Origin of the sequence: Endozoicomonas sp. ISHI1, assembly GCF_024606225.1 — a bacterium.
Lineage (GTDB): Bacteria > Pseudomonadota > Gammaproteobacteria > Pseudomonadales > Endozoicomonadaceae > Endozoicomonas_A.
The window spans coordinates 1-19,754 of sequence record NZ_JAGRPU010000063.1; the positions used below are offsets into that span (position 1 = coordinate 1).

The 19,754-nt window shown below is 47.0% G+C and carries 5 protein-coding genes; all 5 read left to right on the forward strand.

Going from position 1 to position 19,754, the window contains the following annotated elements; genetic code table 11:
* Positions 1 to 55: 55 nt before the first annotated feature.
* The 5 genes from KBW69_RS22205 to KBW69_RS22225 all read left to right on the forward strand — a co-directional run bounded on the left by KBW69_RS22205 (position 56) and on the right by KBW69_RS22225 (position 19,496).
* The gene (locus KBW69_RS22205) at positions 56 to 4,222 is read left to right on the forward strand and encodes a hypothetical protein (protein ID WP_257282327.1); all 4,167 of its coding nucleotides are present in this window, start codon (positions 56 to 58) and stop codon (positions 4,220 to 4,222) included.
* Between the two features lie 336 nt (positions 4,223 to 4,558).
* Positions 4,559 to 9,367, forward strand: coding sequence for a hypothetical protein (locus tag KBW69_RS22210; protein ID WP_257282328.1), 4,809 nt, complete (start codon positions 4,559 to 4,561; stop codon positions 9,365 to 9,367).
* A 54-nt stretch (positions 9,368 to 9,421) separates the two neighbouring features.
* On the forward strand, positions 9,422 to 9,655 hold the full coding sequence (locus tag KBW69_RS22215) for a hypothetical protein (protein WP_257282329.1): 234 nt from the start codon (positions 9,422 to 9,424) through the stop codon (positions 9,653 to 9,655).
* 295 nt (positions 9,656 to 9,950) lie between these two features.
* A complete protein-coding gene (locus KBW69_RS22220; protein WP_257282330.1) occupies positions 9,951 to 14,540 on the forward strand; it encodes a hypothetical protein in 4,590 nt (1,529 codons plus the stop codon).
* 267 nt (positions 14,541 to 14,807) lie between these two features.
* Entirely contained in the window at positions 14,808 to 19,496 is a 4,689-nt protein-coding gene (locus KBW69_RS22225) for a hypothetical protein (protein ID WP_257282331.1), read from the forward strand.
* Positions 19,497 to 19,754 lie beyond the last annotated feature (258 nt).

Sequence of the window (19,754 nt, forward strand, 5' to 3'; positions counted from 1 at the left end):
AAAGAATCAACCCTCCAGAATAATCAAAGTCTCAACTACCGCGACAACAGGCCAGATGTTCGGAGCCGCTACCATTAGCCAGAGAATTCGTTCAACAGGCGGCAGTGGTCACGGAGGCGATGATCCACTGAAGCCCTCGGCTGAGCAAGATACCGGAAGTTCGGTCGTAACTTGTTCCAGATGTAACAAGATAATGAATACACAGGAATTAAGCCGTGTCGCTGATGAAGCAGCAGCTTCAGCATTTTTATGCGACAAGTGCCTGCCGGACACTCACGGTAATAAAAGATCAAGACAAACCCAGACAGAAACAGAGTCGGATTCATCAGAACCTGCTCAGAAAAAAAATAAGGGCTCGGGTAGAAAGAGAAGCCATTCCGAAGCAGCTACTGCACCACCGGCTAAAAAAAAGAAACCGGAAGACGCCCAGATCACTGATGATCTATTGGAAAAAGTAAAAGAAAGTATCAAGTACGAACTAAGCAAGGAAGAGCTGGAGAAAGCACAAACCCTGATGGAAGTATTCAAGAAAAAAAACATCTCTGTAAAGGATACTTTTTATAAACTGCTTGGCTTTGTAGAGAGACAGTATTTTAATAGCTTCTTCGATAATGCCACTGCTTTTTTTGGGCACCTTTCTAAAAACTTCAAAAACACAGGCATGCTAACCGGCATGCTGAATTATGCAAAAAAACATATCCGTAGTTTTGCAGAACGTGATCAAAGTGAACTCGAATATTTAGCGAGTTTGGATACATTGACTTCCTTCTCGTCCATGAAGAGTTGCAAAGGTGTGCCCAAGCTTGATGAAGTGAGAGAGCTGCTGAGCTGGCCGGAATGGAAAGACAATAATGGCGAGTTCAATATGGAGCTGTTCCGTGCTTTCTCGTCAATGAATACTTGCAAAGGCTTGCTCAAACATGAGGAAGTGAAAGAGATATTGGGCTGGCTGGTATGGAAAGACAAGGATGACGGGTTCAACATGGAGCTGTTCCGCGCCTTCTCATCCATGAATCATGCCAGGGGCCTGCTCAAACATGAGGACGTCGAAGCGCTGCTGGGCTGGCCGGAATGGAAAGACAAGGATGACCAGTTCAATATGGAGCTGTTCCGCGCCTTCTCATCCATGAATCATTCTAAAGGCATGCTGAAACATGACGACGTGAAAGAGGTGCTTGGCTGGGCTGAATGGAAAGACAAGGATGGCGAATTCAATATGGAGCTGTTCCGGGCCTTAGCGTCCATGAACAGCGGCAGAGGCATGCTCAAACATGAGGAAGTGAAAGAGCTAATGGGATGGCCTGAATGGAAAGACAAGGATGATGCGTTCAATATGGAGCTGTTCCGCTGCTTCTCATCTTTGAATCATAACAAAGGCATGCTCAAACATGAGAAAGTGAAAGAGGTAGTGGGCTGGCCGGAATGGAAAGACAAAAATGGCAAATTCAGTATGGAGTTGTTCCGCGCCTTCTCATCCGTGAATTGTAGCAAAGGCATGCTCAAACATGAGGAAGTGAAAGGGGTGCTGGCCTGGCCGGAATGGAAAGATAAGAATGGCGAGTTCAGTATAAAGCTGTTCCGCACTTTCTCATCTATGTACGCCAGTAAAGGCACTCACAAACAGATGGAAGTGAAAGAGATGCTGAACTGGCCGGAATGGAAAGACAAGGATGGCGAGTTCAACAGGGAACTCTTCCGCACCTTCTCATCGATGTTCACCTCGAGAGGTGCACCCAAACATAGGGAAGTGAAAGAGGTACTGGGCTGGCCGGAATGGAAAGACGAGGATGGTGTGTTCAATATGAAGTTATTTCGCGCTTTCTCATCGATGAATAAAGGCCATGGCGTGCCCAACCATGAGCAAGTGAAAGAAATGCTGGGCTGGCCGGAATGGAAAGACAAGCACGGTGAGTTCAGTACGGAGCAGTTTCGCACTTTCTCGTCCATGAATCATGCCAGGGGCATGCTCAAACATTGGGAAGTGAAAGAGGTGCTGGGCTGGCTGGAATGGAGAGACAAGGATGGTGAGTTCAGTATGGAGCGGTTTCGCGCCTTCTCGTCCATATGCGCCAAAAGAGGCATGCCCGGACGTAAGAAAGTGAAAGAGGTGTTGGACTGGCCGGAATGGAAAGACAAAAATGGCGAGTTCAGTATGGAGCGGTTCCGCGCCTTCACGTTCATGAATCATAACCATGGCGTGCTCAAATACAAGGAAGTGAAAGAGGTACTGGGCTGGCCGGAATGGAAAGACAAGCATGGCGATTTTAGTATGAAACGGTTTAACGCTTTCTCATCCATGAATCATGGCCAAGGAGTGCCCAAACATGAGCATGTGAAAAAAGTGTTGGACTGGACACGTTGCGGGGGTAAACCCAATCACTTGCTCCTGCAAATTATGACCAAACTCTGGAAATCAGAAGGGCTACCTGCCACTGAAACGCTGCAACACCGGGAGACACAGCTGAAACAGTGGCTGTTTACAGAATTTACTGAAGAAAATAACGACTCTGATAACGAAGAGGGCGACAAATGGAATCGCCAGATAAAAACAGTTGCTCTTTACCTCTCCACCTATAAACCAGACTGGTCAATAAGCTGGGCAGTTTTAAAACAGTTTTACCAATGCCATGAAAGGACTAAAACCGTTCCGATATCGGAATCATTGATAAAGCTTCTGTCTTCTTATGGAGGGAAAGGCATCGAGTGCTACCTTAAGGCTAATCAACAGGACCGGGATTTTTTGCGGCAACATTCGGGTAAAACCGTGCCTTTGCACGTATTAAATCAAGCAATGGTTCTTTTTTCTTCCAATGAATACAGAGGGCGTTTTGTCTATTTCGTCAGGCGGTTGAAATCATTGCCAGACAAGAGCCAATGGGAACAGCTCTCAGCCCGGTTACGACAATTATCGGGGGTGCTGGAACTCGACTATATGCAAAGACTCTATTGGGAGATACTGGAACCCTTGACAAAAGATGATCAGCTCCGTTTTCTGGACGCCAACCATGCAGGGGCTCTATTCAACCTGTTTCCCTCGTTGAGCGCCCTGAATAAACTCAGCAAAGAGCATTCCTCCCAATGGTTAAAACGGCTGCTTGAAGCTTGCCTTGGACTAAAAAACCATGACATCACAAAAGAAGGCATCCAAATACTTTTTGAAGCGTTACTCAGAACCCATTGCCTTCTGCCCTGGGATCACGAAATCCCCGATCACTTTCTCTCTGGAATGCGCACAACAGACACCAACACCGTTGAGATACCTGTATCTGGACTTATTCCATCGGGAGAACAGCTGGCCCTGAGCTATATCACCGTGCTGATGCACAACCTCAATGAGATGTTCTTCACTGTCAGAGGGCAGTGGCTTGAGGTTGAGGTGCCGGGTGACAGTGTTCAGATCTACCGTTTTCCAATGCCGCAGCTGAAAATAAATGATGAAAAAATGGAAATCAGCAACTGGTCAGAGGATCAGTTCCGGTTTTTTTTGAAAATCACTGATATGCCTGAATACTATTATTTGACAGCAGATGATTGGCAAAGGCGTTTAAGATTGGATTACCCGTTATACATTCAAAGACGCGAAGCCAGATTATCCGCAAACAGAGAGCCCGGGGCAAAAGATGCCATTGAAGCAGCCCCCTTCAAACCTTTACCTGTATATGTTCTGGCTAACCTGATCAACACTAAGATGACCATCAACCTCATCGCATGGAAATCCCTTGACCAGCATAAAGAGAGGCTGCCTGGATCCTTGCTTGGCAAACTGAGAGAAAGAATCGAAGCATCAGGGGCAGAATGCCCCGATGAGATCAAAGAATCACTGTCCCAATACCTGAATAATGTCCAACCCACGAGTGCTGAAGCCTGTGAGCCGTTCATTGAATCGGTAACACAAAGCATTACCCCACCAGACGAAAAAACAGAAAAACAGGCGTTTCGCAATTTATGGTTAAAGCTCAACCAGACAGAAGTTTTTAGCACCGAAATACTGACATTACTGGACGAGTACAAGAATGAAATGGAGCTTGCGCATGCAGTGGCCGTCCTTAAAAAAGCCAAAATCGATATCGATAACAACATACTGGAAGGATGGAGGCAATGGGCATGCAGCGAAATACAGCGGTTAAAAATGCGTGACTCCTTATTATCGGAGGTTGATCCTGATATTTATCAGAGTTTTCAGGAATTAGAACTGCTTGATGAGTGTTTCACGGCACGCTAGCCATTAAGGTGCTATACAGTCTCGTGCATGTGGCAAACATCTATCAATGCGCCTGAGTCTATGGGATGCCCACAAGAAAGCAAAACCGCCTGCTCAATGGCTCGATCACTGCTTTTGTTGGTGACAATTATGCTTGGGGAGCCAATGCCTGCAGTGGGATTGGTCGGCTCAGGCCCGCAGCCAACGCATTTCTTGTATGCCAACAAGTTGGCCGAACCTGAGCAGCCCAACCCTCTTCCGCCAGGGTTTATGCAATTCGCCCTTAGTTTGCTTCAGCTGCTACCGAATAACAGCCCTCTTGAGCCTCTCCAATTGCGTCCCCTGGCGAGTTGGCCAATGAAGCAAACACGCCACATTGACATGTCCCCTGAAGTTCCTGAGAACACTTCCGCTACCGTGATCGCCACGGTTACTGCCGGGGGAGATGATGGCGATAAGCCACCCGACGGAAACCGCTGGAATCCTGACCCAGAGCCCCAGTCTGACCTTACCCTCGTTCTCAGCCCTGTTCAAAAATGCCTTCAACAAAAAAGGCAACTGCTTCGAATGTTACGAATCAAACGACTATGGGCAATTATAACTGACCGGACCACGCTGGCCCGGATTTTGTCAGATCGGATTATGGTGATTGAAGCGGACATTCTGGATCTGGAAAGATCAGCCCCTGACACGATGCATCCGGGGCTGGTTCAGACTTGGCCAACCGAGCACAGTCAGAAACTCATTGCTTACCGTGAGATCACTGCTGGCAAATATTCTGTCCGGCAGGTGGGTACCAAGAAAAAGAGTCAACCCTCGAGAATCCTCAAAGTATCAACCACCGTGACAACAGACCAGACTGGCCAATCCGGCCAGACGAACAGAACCACAGCCCGCGAACAGGCATCAGGTTCTACAGATGGCAGTGGTCGTAAAGATGATGACCCACTGAAACCCTCAGCTGGGCAGGGTGGCGAAAGTTCAGCTGTCAATTGTTCCCGGTGTAACAAGACACTCAATACACAGGAATTAAGTCGTATACACAATGAGGCAGCAGCTTCAGCGTTTTTGTGCAACCGATGCCTGTCGGGCACTGTGGGTAAAAAAAGAGCAAGACAAAACCATAAAGAAACAGAACCGGGTTTATCAGAACCTTCACAGAAAAAAAAGAAGGGCTCGGGTAGAAAGAGAAATCATTCAAAAGTAGCTTTTTCAGAGGCACCGGCCAAAAAGAAGAAACTGGCAGACACTCTGATCCCCGATGACCCATTGGAAAAAGTAAAAGCAAATATCCATTACGAATTAAATAAAGAAGAGCTGGAAAAAGCACAAGCCCTGATGGAGGTATTTAAGAAAAAAAACATCACAGTCAAATACACTTTTTATAAGCTGCTCGGTTTCGTGACGAGAAAGTCTTTTAATGGCTTCTTCGATAATGCTGTTGTTTTTTTTGGACACCTTCCAGAAACTATAAAAAATACCGGCATGCTGACCAGCATGCTAAAAAATGAAAAAAAACATATCCGTGATTTTGCAGAACGTAGCCAGAATGAACTGAAATATTTAGCGGCTCTGGATGTATTGACTTCCCTTTCGTCCATGAATAATGGCAAAGGTGTGCCCAGACATAAGGAAGTGAAAACCGTGCTGGGCTGGCCGGAATGGAGAGACAGGGATGGAAGGTTCAATGTAGAGTTGTTCCGCTCTTTCTCGTCCATGTACAACACAAAAGGCGTGCCCAAGCATGAGGAAGTGAAAGCCGTGCTGGGCTGGCCGGAATGGAAAGACAAGGATGGCAAGTTCAGTATTGAGATGTTCCGCTCCTTCTCGTCCATGAATCATACCAAAGGCAAGCTCAAACATGAGGAAGTGAAAGAGGTACTGGGCTGGCCGGAATGGCGGGACAAGGATGGCGAGTTCAATATGGAGCTGCTCCGCTCCTTCTCGTCCATGAACAGTGGCAAGGGCATGCTCAACCATGAGGATGTGAAAAAAGTTCTGGGCTGGCCGGAATGGAAAGTTAGAAATGGCGAGTTCAGTATGGATCTGTTCCGCTCCTTCTCGTCCATGAATCATACCAAAGGCATGATCAAACATGAGCAAGTGAAAGAGCTGTTGGGGTGGCCGGAATGGCAAAACAAGGATGGCGAATTCAGTGTGGATCTGTTCCGTGTTTTCTCGTCCGTAAATAGTAGCAAAGGCATGCTCAAACGTGAGGAAGTGAGAGAGGTGCTGAGCTGGCCAGAATGGCGGGACAAGGATGGCGAGTTCAATATGGAGCTGTTCCGCTCCTTCTCGTCCATGAACAGTGGCAAGGGCATGCTCAACCATGAGGATGTGAAAGAAGTGCTGGGCTGGCCGGAATGGAAAGACAAGGATAACGAGTTCAATATATTGCTGTTTCGCGCATTCTCGTCCATGAACAGTGGCAGAGGCACACTCAAACACGACGACGTGAAGGAGGTGCTGGGCTGGCCGGAATGGAAAGATAAGGATGGCAAGTTTGGTATGGAGCTTTTCCGCGCTTTCTCTTCCATGAATAGTAGCAAAGGCATGCCCAAACATGAGGAAGTGAAAGAAGTGCTGAGCTGGCTGGAATGGAAAGACAAGGATGGCGAGTTCAATATTGAACTGTTCCGCGCTTTCTCGTCCATGAATAATTGCAGAGGCTTGCTAAAACATGAGGAAGTGAAAACAGTGCTGAACTGGCCGGAATGGAAAAACAATGATGGTGATTTCAGTATGGAGCTGCTCCGCTGTTTTTCCTCCATGAATAATAGCAAAGGCACGCCCCGGCATATAGAAGTAAAAGAGATGATGGGCTGGCCGGAATGGAAAGACAAGGATGGTGAGTTCAGTATAGAGCGGTTCCGATCTTTCTCGTCCATGAATCATAACAAAGGCATACTAAGACACGAGAGAGTGAAAGAGGTACTGGGCTGGCCGGAATGGCAAGACGAGGATGGAGAGTTCAATATGGAGCGTTTTCGCGCCTTTTCGTCCATGATGAATAGCAGCAAAGGCAAGCTCAAACATGAGGTAGTGAAAGAGGTGCTGGGCTGGCCGGAATGGAAAAACAAAAATGGTGAGTTCAATATGAAGTTGTTCCGCGCCTTTTCTTCTATAAATAACGGTCAGGGCGTGCTCAAATATAAGCAGGTCAAAGAGGTGCTGAGCTGGCCGGAATGGAAAGACGAGGATGGCAAGTTCAGTATGGAGCGGTTCCGCGCTTTCTCGTCCGTAAATCATGGCCGGGGACTGCCCAAACACGAGACAGTGAAAAAAGTGATGGGCTGGACACGTTGCGGTGGGGCATCCAGTGATCTGCTTCTGGAAATTATAACCAGACTCTGGAAGTCAGAAGGGCTACCTGCTACTGAGGTGCTGCAACAGCAGGAAACACAACTGAAACAGTGGCTTTTTACAGAATTTACTGAAAATGATAGCGACTTAGAGGATGAAGAGGACGACAAATACAATCTCCAGACAAAAACAGTTGCACTTTACCTTTCCACCTCTAAGCCTGACTGGTCACTGAACTGGGCTGCTTTAAAGCAATTTCACCAACTCCTTGAAAAGACTCAAGCCGTTCCGATGCTGGAATCATTAATAAAGCTTCTGTCTTCTTATGGGGGAAAAGGTATCGAGCACTACCTCCGGGCTAATCGACAGGACCGGGATTTTTTGTGGCGTTACTCGGGTAAAGCTGTGCCTTTGCACCTGTTAAATAAGTCAATGATTCTGTTTTCTTCCAATGAATTGAGGGCGCGTTTTGTCTACTTTGTCAAGCGGCTGAAGTCATTGCCGGATAAAAGCTTATGGGATCAGTACTCGGCCCGGTTACAACCATTATCGGGAGTCTTGAAACACGACTACATGAAAAGACTCTACTGGGAAATCCTGCAACCCCTGACAAAGGAAGATCAGCTGCGTTTTCTGGACGCGAGTCATGCCGAAGCAGTATTCAACCTGTTTCCCTCGTTGAGCGCTCTGCATAAACTCGGCAAAGAGCATTCCTCTCAATCGTTAAAACGACTGCTTGAAGCCTGCCTTGGACTAAAAACCCATGACATCACCAAAGAAGGCATCCAGATACTCTTTGAAGCGCTACTGAAAACCCATAGTTTTCTGCCCCGGGATCATGATATCCCCGATCACTTTCTGTCCGGAATGCATACAACCAGCAACAACACCGTTGAGATACCTGTCTCTGGACTTATTTCATCGGGAGAACAGCTGGCTCTGAGCTGTATCGCTGTGCTGATGCAGAACCTCAACGAGATGTCGTTTACTGTCAAAGGGCAGTGGCTTAGGGTTGAGGTGCTGGGTGGCGGTGTTCTGACCTACCGATTTCCAATGCCGCAGTTGAAAATACAGGATGAAAAAATGGAAATCAGCAACTGGTCAAAGGAGCAATTCAGGATTTTTTTGAAAATCATCAGGACGCCTCAACACTACTATTTGACAGCAGAGCAATGGCAAAGGCGTTTAAAACCGGATGACCTCGTACACACTCATGGACGGGAAACCAGATTAGTCGCAAACAGAGAGCCCGGGGCAAAAGGAGCCCTTGAAGCCGCCCCCTTCAAACCTTTACCTGTTTATGTTCTGGCTACCCTGATCAACAAGGAAATGGCCATCAAATCCTTCGTCTGGAGATCCATTGACCAGTATAAAGAGAGACTGCCTGAATCCTTGCTTGGCAAACTGAGAGAAAGAATCGAAGCATCAGGGACAGAATGCCCCGAGGAGATTAAAGAATCGCTGTCTCAATACCTGGATAATGTCCAATCCGGGAGAGCTGGAGCCTATGGACCGTTCAGTGAACCGGAAACACAAAGTATTAGCGCAACAGGCGACAAAAGAGAAAAACAGGCGTTTCACAGTTTATGGTTAAAGCTCAACCAGACAGAAGTTTTTGGCACCGAAATACTGACATTACTGGACGAGTATGGGGATGAAATGGAGCTTATGCATACAGTGACCGTCCTTAAAAAAGCCAAAATCGATACTGCTAACCACATACTGGAAAGATGGAGGCAACGGGCATGCAGTGAAATAAAGCGGTCAATCAGCCGAGACCCTTTATTATCAGATATTTCCCCTGATGTTTATCAGAGTTGTCAGGAACTAGAGTTACTTGATGGGTGTGAGAGTACATTCTAATGGCCTTATGTTTTCAGTCTGACTTAATAGAATTAATATGTCCTCTGTCGTTTTATGAAAACTTTCGTCAAGCGAACCCGCTCCTTTAAAAAAAACAAGCTCTTCGCTAACTCTGTTCATGGCGCACTGGCCAATGCGGTGCTATACATTCCGGTGCAAATAGTAAAGGTCAATCAATGGGCATCAGTCTATGGGACGCCCGCCAAAAAACAAAACTGCCTGTTCGATGGCCCGATCACTGCTTCTGCTAGTGACCATAATGTTTGGGGAGTCGCTGCCTGCCTTTGAATTAGTTGGCTCAAGCCCGCTGCCAGCCCATTTCTTGTATCCCGGTAAGTTAGCTGAACCTGAACCGCCCGACCCTCTTCGAGGGCATCACAAAACTCTGGCTCCCATGCTCTTGGGCCCTGAGAGTCGCAGCCGAGAGAACGAGTTGTTGCTCCTGCCCTTCTGGCCAATGAAGCCAACCCACCACATTCACCTGTTGGCTATATCCCCTGAAGCCCCGGAGCCCGAGCCTGACCTCTCCCTTGTTCTTGCCCCTATTCAAAAATGCCTGCAACAAAAAAGGCAACTGCTTCGAATGTTACGAATCAAACGACTATGGGCTACTGCGACGGGCCAAACCATTCTGGCCCGGATATTGTCAGACCGGATCATAGTGATTGAAGCAGACCTTCTGGATCTGGAAACGTCAGATCCGGCAACCATGCATCCGGGACTGATTCAGACGTGGCTGGCAGAGAATGGTCAGGAACTCAGTGTTTACCGTGAGATCGCTGCTGGCAAATATTCTGGCCGACAGGCGGGTACCGGGGAAAAAAATAAATCTTCCCGAACGACCAAAGCAGCAACGACTGCGAGAACGAGTCAGACCGGGCAGGTGAGCGGAGCCACTGCCAGTAACCAGGGAACCGATTCTACAGGCGGCAGTGGTCGTGGAGATGATGACCCACTGGAACCTTCAGCTGAGCAGGATATCGGAAGTTTGGTTGTCACTTGTTCCAAGTGTAACAAGGCACTGAATACAGAGGAATTAAGGCGAATAACCAATGAGGCAGCTGCCCCAGCGATTTTATGCAACAAGTGCCTTTCGGACAATCAGGGTAAAAAAATAGCAAAACGAATCCGGGAAGAAACAGAGCCGGATTCATCAGAACCGGCTCAGAAAAAAAAGAAGGGCACGGGCAGGAAGAGAAATAATTCAAAAGCAGCGGCTGCACCACCAGCCAAAAAAAAGAAAGCGACCAACACTCAGCTCCCCGATGACCCAATGGAAAAAGTAAAAGAAAACACCAAATACGAATTAAGCAAGAAAGAGCTGGAAAAAGCGCGAACCCTGATGGAGGTATTCAAGAAAAAAAACATCACTGTCAAGGACACTTTTTATAAACTGCTTGGCTTCGTAGAGAAAAAGTATCTTCATGGTTTCTTCGATAATGCAACCGTTTTTTTTGAACACCTTCCTGAAAGCGTCAAAAATACCGGCTTGCTGACCGGCATGCTACATAATGTAAAAAAATATATCCGTAGTTTTGCAGAACGTAGTCAGGATGAACTCGAATATTTGGCGAGTTTGGATGTATTGACTTCCCTCTCTTCCATGAACAATAGCAAAGGCATACCCAGGCAGGAGGAAGTGGAAGATATGCTGGGCTGGCCGGAATGGAAAGACCAGGATGGCAAGTTCAGTATGGAGCGGTTCCACTCTTTCTCGTCCATGTACAACACAAAAGGCTTGCCCGAATATAAGGATGTGAAAGAGGTGCTCGGCTGGTCGGAGTTGAAAGACAAGGATGGCCATTTCAATATGAAGTTGTTCCGCTGCTTCTCATCCATGAATCATGCCAAAGGAAAGCTCAAATATGAGAAAGTGAAAGAAATATTGGGCTGGCCGGAATGGAAAGACAAGTATGGCAAGTTCAATATGGAGCTGTTCCGCGCCTTCTCGTCCCTGAACAGTGGCAAAGGCATGCTTAAACATGAGGAAGTGAAAGAGATCCTGAGCTGGCCGGTATGGAAAGACAAGGATGGCGAGTTCAATATGGAGCTGTTCCGCTCTTTCTCATCCATGAATGGTGGCAAGGGCATGCTCAAAAAAAAGGAAGTGGAAGAGTTGCTGGCCTGGCCGGAATGGAAAGACAGGGATGGCGAGTTCAATATGGAGCTGTTCCGCGCTTTCTCGTCCTTGAATAGCTGCAAAGGCGTGCCCAAATATGAGGAACATAAGAAATTAAAAGCGATGCTGGGCTGGCCGGAATGGAGAGACAAGGATGGCGAGTTCAATATGGAGTTATTCCGCTCTTTCTCGTCTATGTTCGCCAAAAGAGGCATGCCCAAACACAAGGACGTGAAAGTGGTGCTGGGCTGGCAGTTATGGAAGGACAAGTATCGCGAGTTTAATATGGAGCTGTTCCGCGCTTTCTCGTCCTTGAATAGCTGCAAAGGCATGCCTGAATATGAGGAAGTGAAAGAGATCCTGAGCTGGCCGGTATGGAAAGACAAGGATGGCGAGTTCAATATGGAGCTGTTCCGCGCTTTCTCATCCATGAATAGTGGCAAAGGCATGCTCAAAAAAAAGGACGTGGAAGAGGTGCTGAACTGGTCGGAATGGAAAGACAGGGATGGCGAGTTCAATATGGAGCTGTTCCGCGCTTTATCGTCCATGAATCACAGCAAAGGCATTCCCAAACATGAGGAACATAAAAAATTAAAAGCGATGCTGGACTGGCCGGAATGGAGAGACGAGGATGGCGAATTCAATATGGAGTTATTTCGCTCTTTCTCGTCGATGTTCACCAAAAGATTTGTGCCCAAACACAAGAAAGTGAAAATGGTGCTGGGCTGGCAGGTATGGAAAGACAAGAATGGCGAGTTCAGCATGGAGCTGTTCCGCGCCTTCTCGTCCATGAATCATGCCAGAGGCTTGCCTGAAAATGAGGAGGAAGTGAAAGAGATTCTGGGCTGGCAGATGTGGAAAGATAAGTATGGCGAGTTCAGCATGGAGCGATTCCGCACCTTCACAGCCATGAATGCTGGCAAAGGCCCGCCCAAATATGAGGACGTGAAAGCGATGCTGAACTGGCCGGAATGGAAAGAAAAGGATGGCAGGTTCGGTATGGAGCGGCTCCGCGCATTTTCTTCCATGAATCTTGGCCGGGGCATGCCCACATATGAGCGAGTGAAAAAAGTGCTTGGCTGGCCGGAGTGGAAAGACCAGGATGGCGAGTTCAGTATGGAGCGGTTCCGTGCCTTCTCGTCCATAAATAATGGCCAGGGCATGCCCAAACATGAACCAGTGAAAAAAATGATGAACTGGATAAGCTTCGGGGGGGTGCCCAACCATCTGTTATTGCAAATTATGGCCAGGCTCTGGGCATCAGAAGGGCTACCTGCTATTGAAGAGCTGAAACACCTGGAAACACAACTGAAACAGTGGCTGTTGACAGAATCTAATGAAGAAAATAGCCACTTGAATAATGAAGAGGATGACAAATTCAATCGCCAGCTAAAAACAGTTTCCCTTTATCTTTCCACCCCTAACCCAGACTGGGTAATCAGCTGGGCGCTTTTAAAACAATTTCACCACGTTGAAAAGACTAAACCCGCTCTGATGCTGGAATCATTGATAACGCTTCTGTCTTCTTATGGAGGGAAAGGCGTCAAACGCTACCTTGAGGTTAGTCAACAGAACCGGGATTTTTTCTGGCGTCATTCGGGCAAAGCCGTGCCTTTGAACGTGTTAAGTAAGGCAATAGCTCTGTTTTCTGCCAATGAACCCAGAGGGCGTTTTGTCTATTTTGCCAAGCGGCTGAAATCATTGCCGAATAAGAGCCAATGGGAACAGCATTCAGCCCGGTTGCAGCAATTATCGGGAGTGCTGAAATACGACTATATGAAAAGACTCTACTGGGAACTCTTGCAACCCTTAACAAAAGATGACCAGTTGCGTTTTCTGGACGCCAGCCATGCTCAGGCTGTATTCGACCTGCTTCCCTCGTTGGGCGCCCTGCATAAACTCAGCAAAGAGCATTCCTCCCAATGGCTAAAATGGCTACTTGAAGCCTGCCTTCAACTAAAAAACCATGACATCACCAAAAAAGGCATCCAGATAATCTTTGAGGCGCTACTCAAAACCCATAGCCTTCTGCCCTGGGATAAGAATATCCCCGATCATTTTCTGTCCGGGATGCGCACAACCGAAAACAGCAACGTTGAAATACCTGTCTCTGAAGTTATTCCATCAGGAGAACAGCTGGCCCTGAGTTATATCGCTGTGCTGATGCAGAACCTCAATGAGATGTCCTTTACTGTCAAAGGGCAGTGGCTTGAGGTTGAGGTGCTGGGTGACGGTGTTCAGATCTATCGCTATCCGATGCCACAGCTGAAAATACAGGATGAAACAATAGAAATCAGCAACTGGTCAGAGGAGCAGTTCAGGACTTTTTTAAAAATCATTGGGATGCCTCAACGCTACCACTTGACAGCAGTTCAATGGCAAAGACGTTCACAACCGGATGAGCCCGTTCGCATCCAAAGACGTGAAGCCAGATCAGTTGAAAACAGTGAGCCCGGGGCAAAAGATGCCATTGAAGCAGCCCCCTTCCGACCTTTACCTGTTTATGTTCTGACTACCCTGATCAGCAGTCAAATAGCCATCAACTCCTTCGTCTGGAAATCCCTTGACCAGCATAAAGAGAGACTGCCTGAATCCCTGCTTGGCAAACTGAGAGAAAGAATAGAAGCATCAGTCACAGAATGCCCGGATGAGATTAAAGAATCATTGTTCCAGCACCTGGATAACATTCAATTCAGGAGAGCTGAAGCGTCTGAGCCGGTCAACGAAACAGAACTGCAGAGCCTTAACTCACTAGTCGAAAAAAACGAAATACAAGCGTTTAGTCGTTTATGGTTAAAGCTCAACCAGACAGAAGTTTTTGGCACCGAAATACTGACATTGCTGGACGAGTACAGGGATGAAATGGAGCTTATGCATGCCGTTACCGTCCTTAAAAAAGCCAAAATCGATATTGCTGACGACATGCTGGAAAAATGGAGACAACGGGCATTCAGCAAAATAAAGCGCTTAAAAAGGCAAGACCCATTATTATCAGAGATTGATCCTGATGTTTATCAAAGTTGTCAGGAATTAGAGTTGCTTGATCTTCGCTAACTCCGTTCATGGCACAATGGCCAATGCGCTGCTATACATTGGTGCAAATAGCAAAGGTCAATCAATGAGCCTGGGTCTATGCGACGCCCACAAAAAAACAAAGCTATCTGCTCGATGGTTCAATCACTGCTTCTGTTAGTGACCATAATGTTTGGGGAGTCACTGCCCGCAGTGGGATTGGTCGGCTCAAATCCGCTACCAGCAAATTTCTTATACACTAATAAGTTGGCTGAACCTGAACCGCCCGACCTTCATTCGGTTGGGTTTATGCCACTCGCCCTCCGTTTGCTTAAGCTGCTGCCGAATAACAGACCTCTTGCGTCTCTCCAACGGCCTCCCCTACCCCTTTGGCCAATGAAGCATACACACCGCATTGATCTCATGCTTGTGCCCCCTGAGACGCCAGAGCACTCTTCCACTGCGCTGATCGCCATCGGCGCTGCCGGGGGAGACGATGGCGATAAGCCACCTGACGGAAACCACTGGAATCCTGACCCAAAGCCCGTGCCTGACCTTGCCTCTGTTCTTGGCCCTGTTCAAAAATGCCTGCAACAAAAAAGGCAACTGCTTCGAATGTTACGGATCAAACGGCAATGGGCAACTATGACGGGGCAATCCATGCTGGCTCGAATTTTGTCAGACCGGATCATGGTGATTGAAGCGGATCTTTTCGATCTCGAAAGATCAGGGCCTGCCATGATGTATTCGTGTCTGGTTCAGACATGGCTGACAGAGAATGGTCAGGAACTTAGTGTTTACCGTGAGATCGCTGCTGGCAAATATTCAGGCCGTCAGGCAGGTACCGGGAAAAACGGCCAGCACTCCAGAACGACCAAAGCATCAACGACCAGAACAACAGGCCAATCCGGCCAGATTTGCGAAGTCGCTGCCGGTAACCAGAAAACCGGCTCGACAGACGGCAGTGGTCTCGGAGGCGATGACCCACTGAAACCCTCAATTTTTCAGGATACCGGAAGTTCGGTTGTCACTTGTTCAAAATGTGACAAGGCACTGAATACACAGGAATTAAGTCGTATAGCCAATGAGCTATCAGATCCAGCGTTTTTGTGCAACAAGTGCCTTTCGGGCACTAACAAAAATAAAAGAGCAAAACGAATCCGGGAAGAAACAGAGCGGGATTCATCAGAACCCGTTCAGAAAAAAAACAAGGGCTCGGGTAGAAAGAGGACTCATTCAAAAGCAGCTGCCGGACCAGCGGCCAAAAAAAAGAAAACGGCAGACACTCAGATCCCTGACGACCCATTGGAACAAGTGAAAGAAAATATCCATTACGAATTAAGTAAGGAAGAGCTGGAAAAAGCGCAAACCCTGATAGAGATATGCAAGAAAAAAAACATCACAGTCAAGTACACTTTTTATAAGCTTCTTCGATTCGTAGAGAGAAAGTCTTTTAATGGCTTCTTCGATAATGCGACCGTTTTTTTTGGGCGCCTTCCTGAATCCTTCAAAAATACCGGCATGCTGACCAGCATGCTAAATAATAAAAAACATATCCGTGATTTTGCCGAGCGTAGCCAGGGTGAACTCGAATATTTAGCGAGTTTGGATGTATTGACTTCCCTTTCGTCCATGAATAATAGAAAAGGCTTGCTCAAACATGAGGAAGTGGAAGAGATGCTGAGCTGGCCCGAATGGAAAGACGAGTATGGCGAGTTCAATACGGAGTTATTCCGCTCTTTCTCATCTATGAACGCCAAAAGAGGCATACCCAAACATGAGGAAGTGAGAGAGATTCTTAGCTGGCCGGAATGGAAAGATAAGGATGGCAAGTTCAGTAAGGAGCTGTTCCGCCCCTTCTCATCCATGAATAGTAGCAAAGGTATACTTAAACACGAGGAAGTGAAAGAGATCCTGAGCTGGCCGGAATGGAAAGGCAATGATGACGGGTTCAATATGGAACTGTTCCGTGCTTACTCATCCATGAAAAGTGGTAGAGGCATGCTCAAACATGAGGAAATGAAAGAGTTGTTGGGCTGGCCGGAATGGAAGGACAAAGATGACGAGTTCAATATTGAGCTGTTCCGCGCTTTCTCGTCCATGAACTGTGGTAAAGGCATACTCAAACATCAGGAAGTGAAAGAGGTGCTCGGCTGGCCGGAATGGAAGGACAACGATGGCGAGTTCAACATGGAGCTATTCCGCTCCCTCTCATCCCTGTACAACAAAAGAGGCGTACCCAAACATAAGAAAGTCAGAGAGATGCTGGGCTGGCCGGAATGGAAAGATGAGGATGACAAGTTCAATATGGGGTTGTTTCGCTCCGTCTCGTCTATGAATCATTCCAAGGGCATGCTCAACCATGAAGAAGTAAAAGAGGTCCTGAGCTGGCCGGAATGGAAAGACAAGGATGACAAATTCAATATGAGGCTGTTCCGCGTCTTTTCGTCCATGAATAATGGCATGGGCATGCTCAAACATGAGGAAGTAAAAGAGGTGCTGGGCTGGCCGGAATGGAAAGACAAAAATGGCGAGTTCAATATGGAGCTGTTTCGCTCCCTCTCATCCATGAATAATGGCAAAGGTATGCTCAAGCATGAGCAAGTGAAACGGGTGCTGAGCTGGCCGGAATGGAGAGACAAAGATGGAGAATTCAGTGTGGAGCTCTTCCGCGCTTTCTCATCCATAAACAGTGGTAAAGGCATGCTTAAACACGAGAAAGTGAAAGAGATCCTGAGCTGGCCGGAGTGGAAAGACAGGGACAGCAAGTTCAACATGGAGCTGTTCCGCTCTTTCGCGTCCATGTACGACAAAAGAGGTATACCCAAACATAAGGAAGTGAAAGATATGCTGAGCTGGCCGGAATGGAAGGACAAAGATGACGAGTTTAGTATGGAGCTGTTCCGCTCCTTCTCATCTATGAATAATAGAAGAGGCATGCTCAAACATGGGCAAGTGAAAGCAATGTTGGGCTGGCCGGAATGGAAAGACAAGGATGGTGAATTCAATATGAAGTTGTTCCGCTCCTTCTCATCCATGAATAGTTGCAAAGGCATACCCAAACATGAGCCAGTGAAAAAAGTGATGGATTGGATAAGCTGTGGAGGTGCACCCAATCACCAGCTCCTGCGAATAATGACCAGACTCTGGAAATCAGAAGGGCTGCCTGCTATTCAGATGCTGCAACATCAGGAAACACAACTGAAACAATGGCTTTTAGCAGAATCTGCTGAAGACAAAAGTGATTCAGAGAGTGAAGAGGGCGACGAATACGATAGCGATTCAGAGGATGAAGAGGATGACGAATTCAATCGCCAAATAAAAACAGTGGCCCTTTATCTTTCCACCTCTAAGCCAGACTGGTCACTCAACTGGGTGGTTTTACAACAGTTTCAGCAATTCAATGCAAAGACTAAAACCGTTCTGATGATGGAATCATTGATAACGCTTTTATTTTCTTATGGCGGGAAAGGCGTCGAGCGCTACCTCCGGACTGATCAAAAGGATCGGGATTTTTTGTGGCGTCATTCGATTAAAACTTTGCCCTTGCATGTATTAAATAAGGCAATGGTTCTATCTTCTTCCCATGAACACAGAGAGCGTTTTATCCACTTTGTCAAGCGGCTGAAGTCATTGCCGGATAGGAGCCGATGGGAACAGTGCTCAGCCCTGTTGCAACCACTGTCGGGGGTGCTGAAACACGATTACATGAAAAGACTCTATTGGGAAATTCTGCAACCCTTAACAAAAGATGATCAGTTGCGTCTTCTGGACGCCAGCCATGCTCAGGCTGTGTTCGACCTGTTTCCCTCCTTGGGTGCCCTGCATAAACTCAGCAAAGAGCATTCCCCCCAATGGTTAAAACGGCTCTTTGAAGCCTGCCTTGGACTAAAAACCCATGACATTACCGAAGAAGGCATCCAAACACTCTTTGAAGCACTACTCAAAACTCATAACCTTCTGCCGTGGGAAAACGATATCCCCGATCACTTTCTGTCCGGGATGCGCACAAACAGCAACAACAATGTTGAGATACCCGTCTCTGGACTTATAACGTCAGCAGAACAGCTGGCCTTGAGTTATATCGCTGTTTTGATGCAGAACCTCAACGAGATGTTCTTTACTGTCAAAGGGCATTGGATTGAGGTTGAGCCGCTGGGTGACGATATTCAGATCTATCGCTATCCGATGCCACAGCTGAAAATACAGGATGAAACAATAGCAATCAGCAACTGGTCAGAGGAACAGTTCAGGGTTTTTTTGAAAATCACAGGGGTGTCTGAACACTATTATTTGACAGCAGATCAATGGCAAAAGCACTTAAGCCCGGATGACCCGGTATACATCCAAAGACGCGAAGCCAGACCGGACGGAAACAGAGAGCCCGGGGCAAAAGGCGCTGTTGAACCAGCCCCCTTCAAACCCTTACCTATTTATGTTCTGGCTAACATCATCAAAACTGGAATGGCCATAAAATCACTCGTCTGGAAATCGCTTGACCATCATAAAAAGAGGCTGCCTGAATCCTTGCTTGGCAAACTGAAAGAAAGAATGGAAACATCAGGTACAGAATGCCCCGATGAGGTTAAAGAATCACTGTCCCAATATCTGGAAAACGTTCGATCCCGGGAAATTGAAGCCTCTGAGCCGGTCAGTGAACCGGAACCACAAAACGTTAACCCACCAAACGACAAACAAGAAAAACAGGTGTTTGGCAGTTTATGGCTAAAGCTCAACCAGACAGAAGTTTTTGGCACCGAAATACTGACATTACTGGACGAGTATAAGGATGAAATGGAGCTTATGCATATAGTGACTGTCCTTAAAAAAGCCAAAATCAATATCTCTGACCACATACTGGAAGGATGGATACAACGGGCATTCAGCAAAATAAAGCGGTTAAAAAAGCGAGACCCATCAGTATTAAACTTTGCTGAAGATGTTTACCAGAGCTGTCAGGAATTAGATTTACTTGATGAGTGTGGGAGTATTTTCTAAAAAAACCTGTGTCGTCTTATGGAAGCTTCTGATAACAAGCTTTTCGCCAATTCCCTTCATGGCAAGCTCGCCAGTTCGGTGCTATACAACCTGACGCAAACATCATTGAATGGGCATGAGCCTTATGTCAAATGACGTACGAATTTAGCCCAATAGCGAATGGATTCACAGACGCTGATTTTTTAAGTCTGGATCTATGAGACGTTCACAACAAAACCAGATTTTCTACTCAGTAGTCCGATCACTGCTTCTACTACT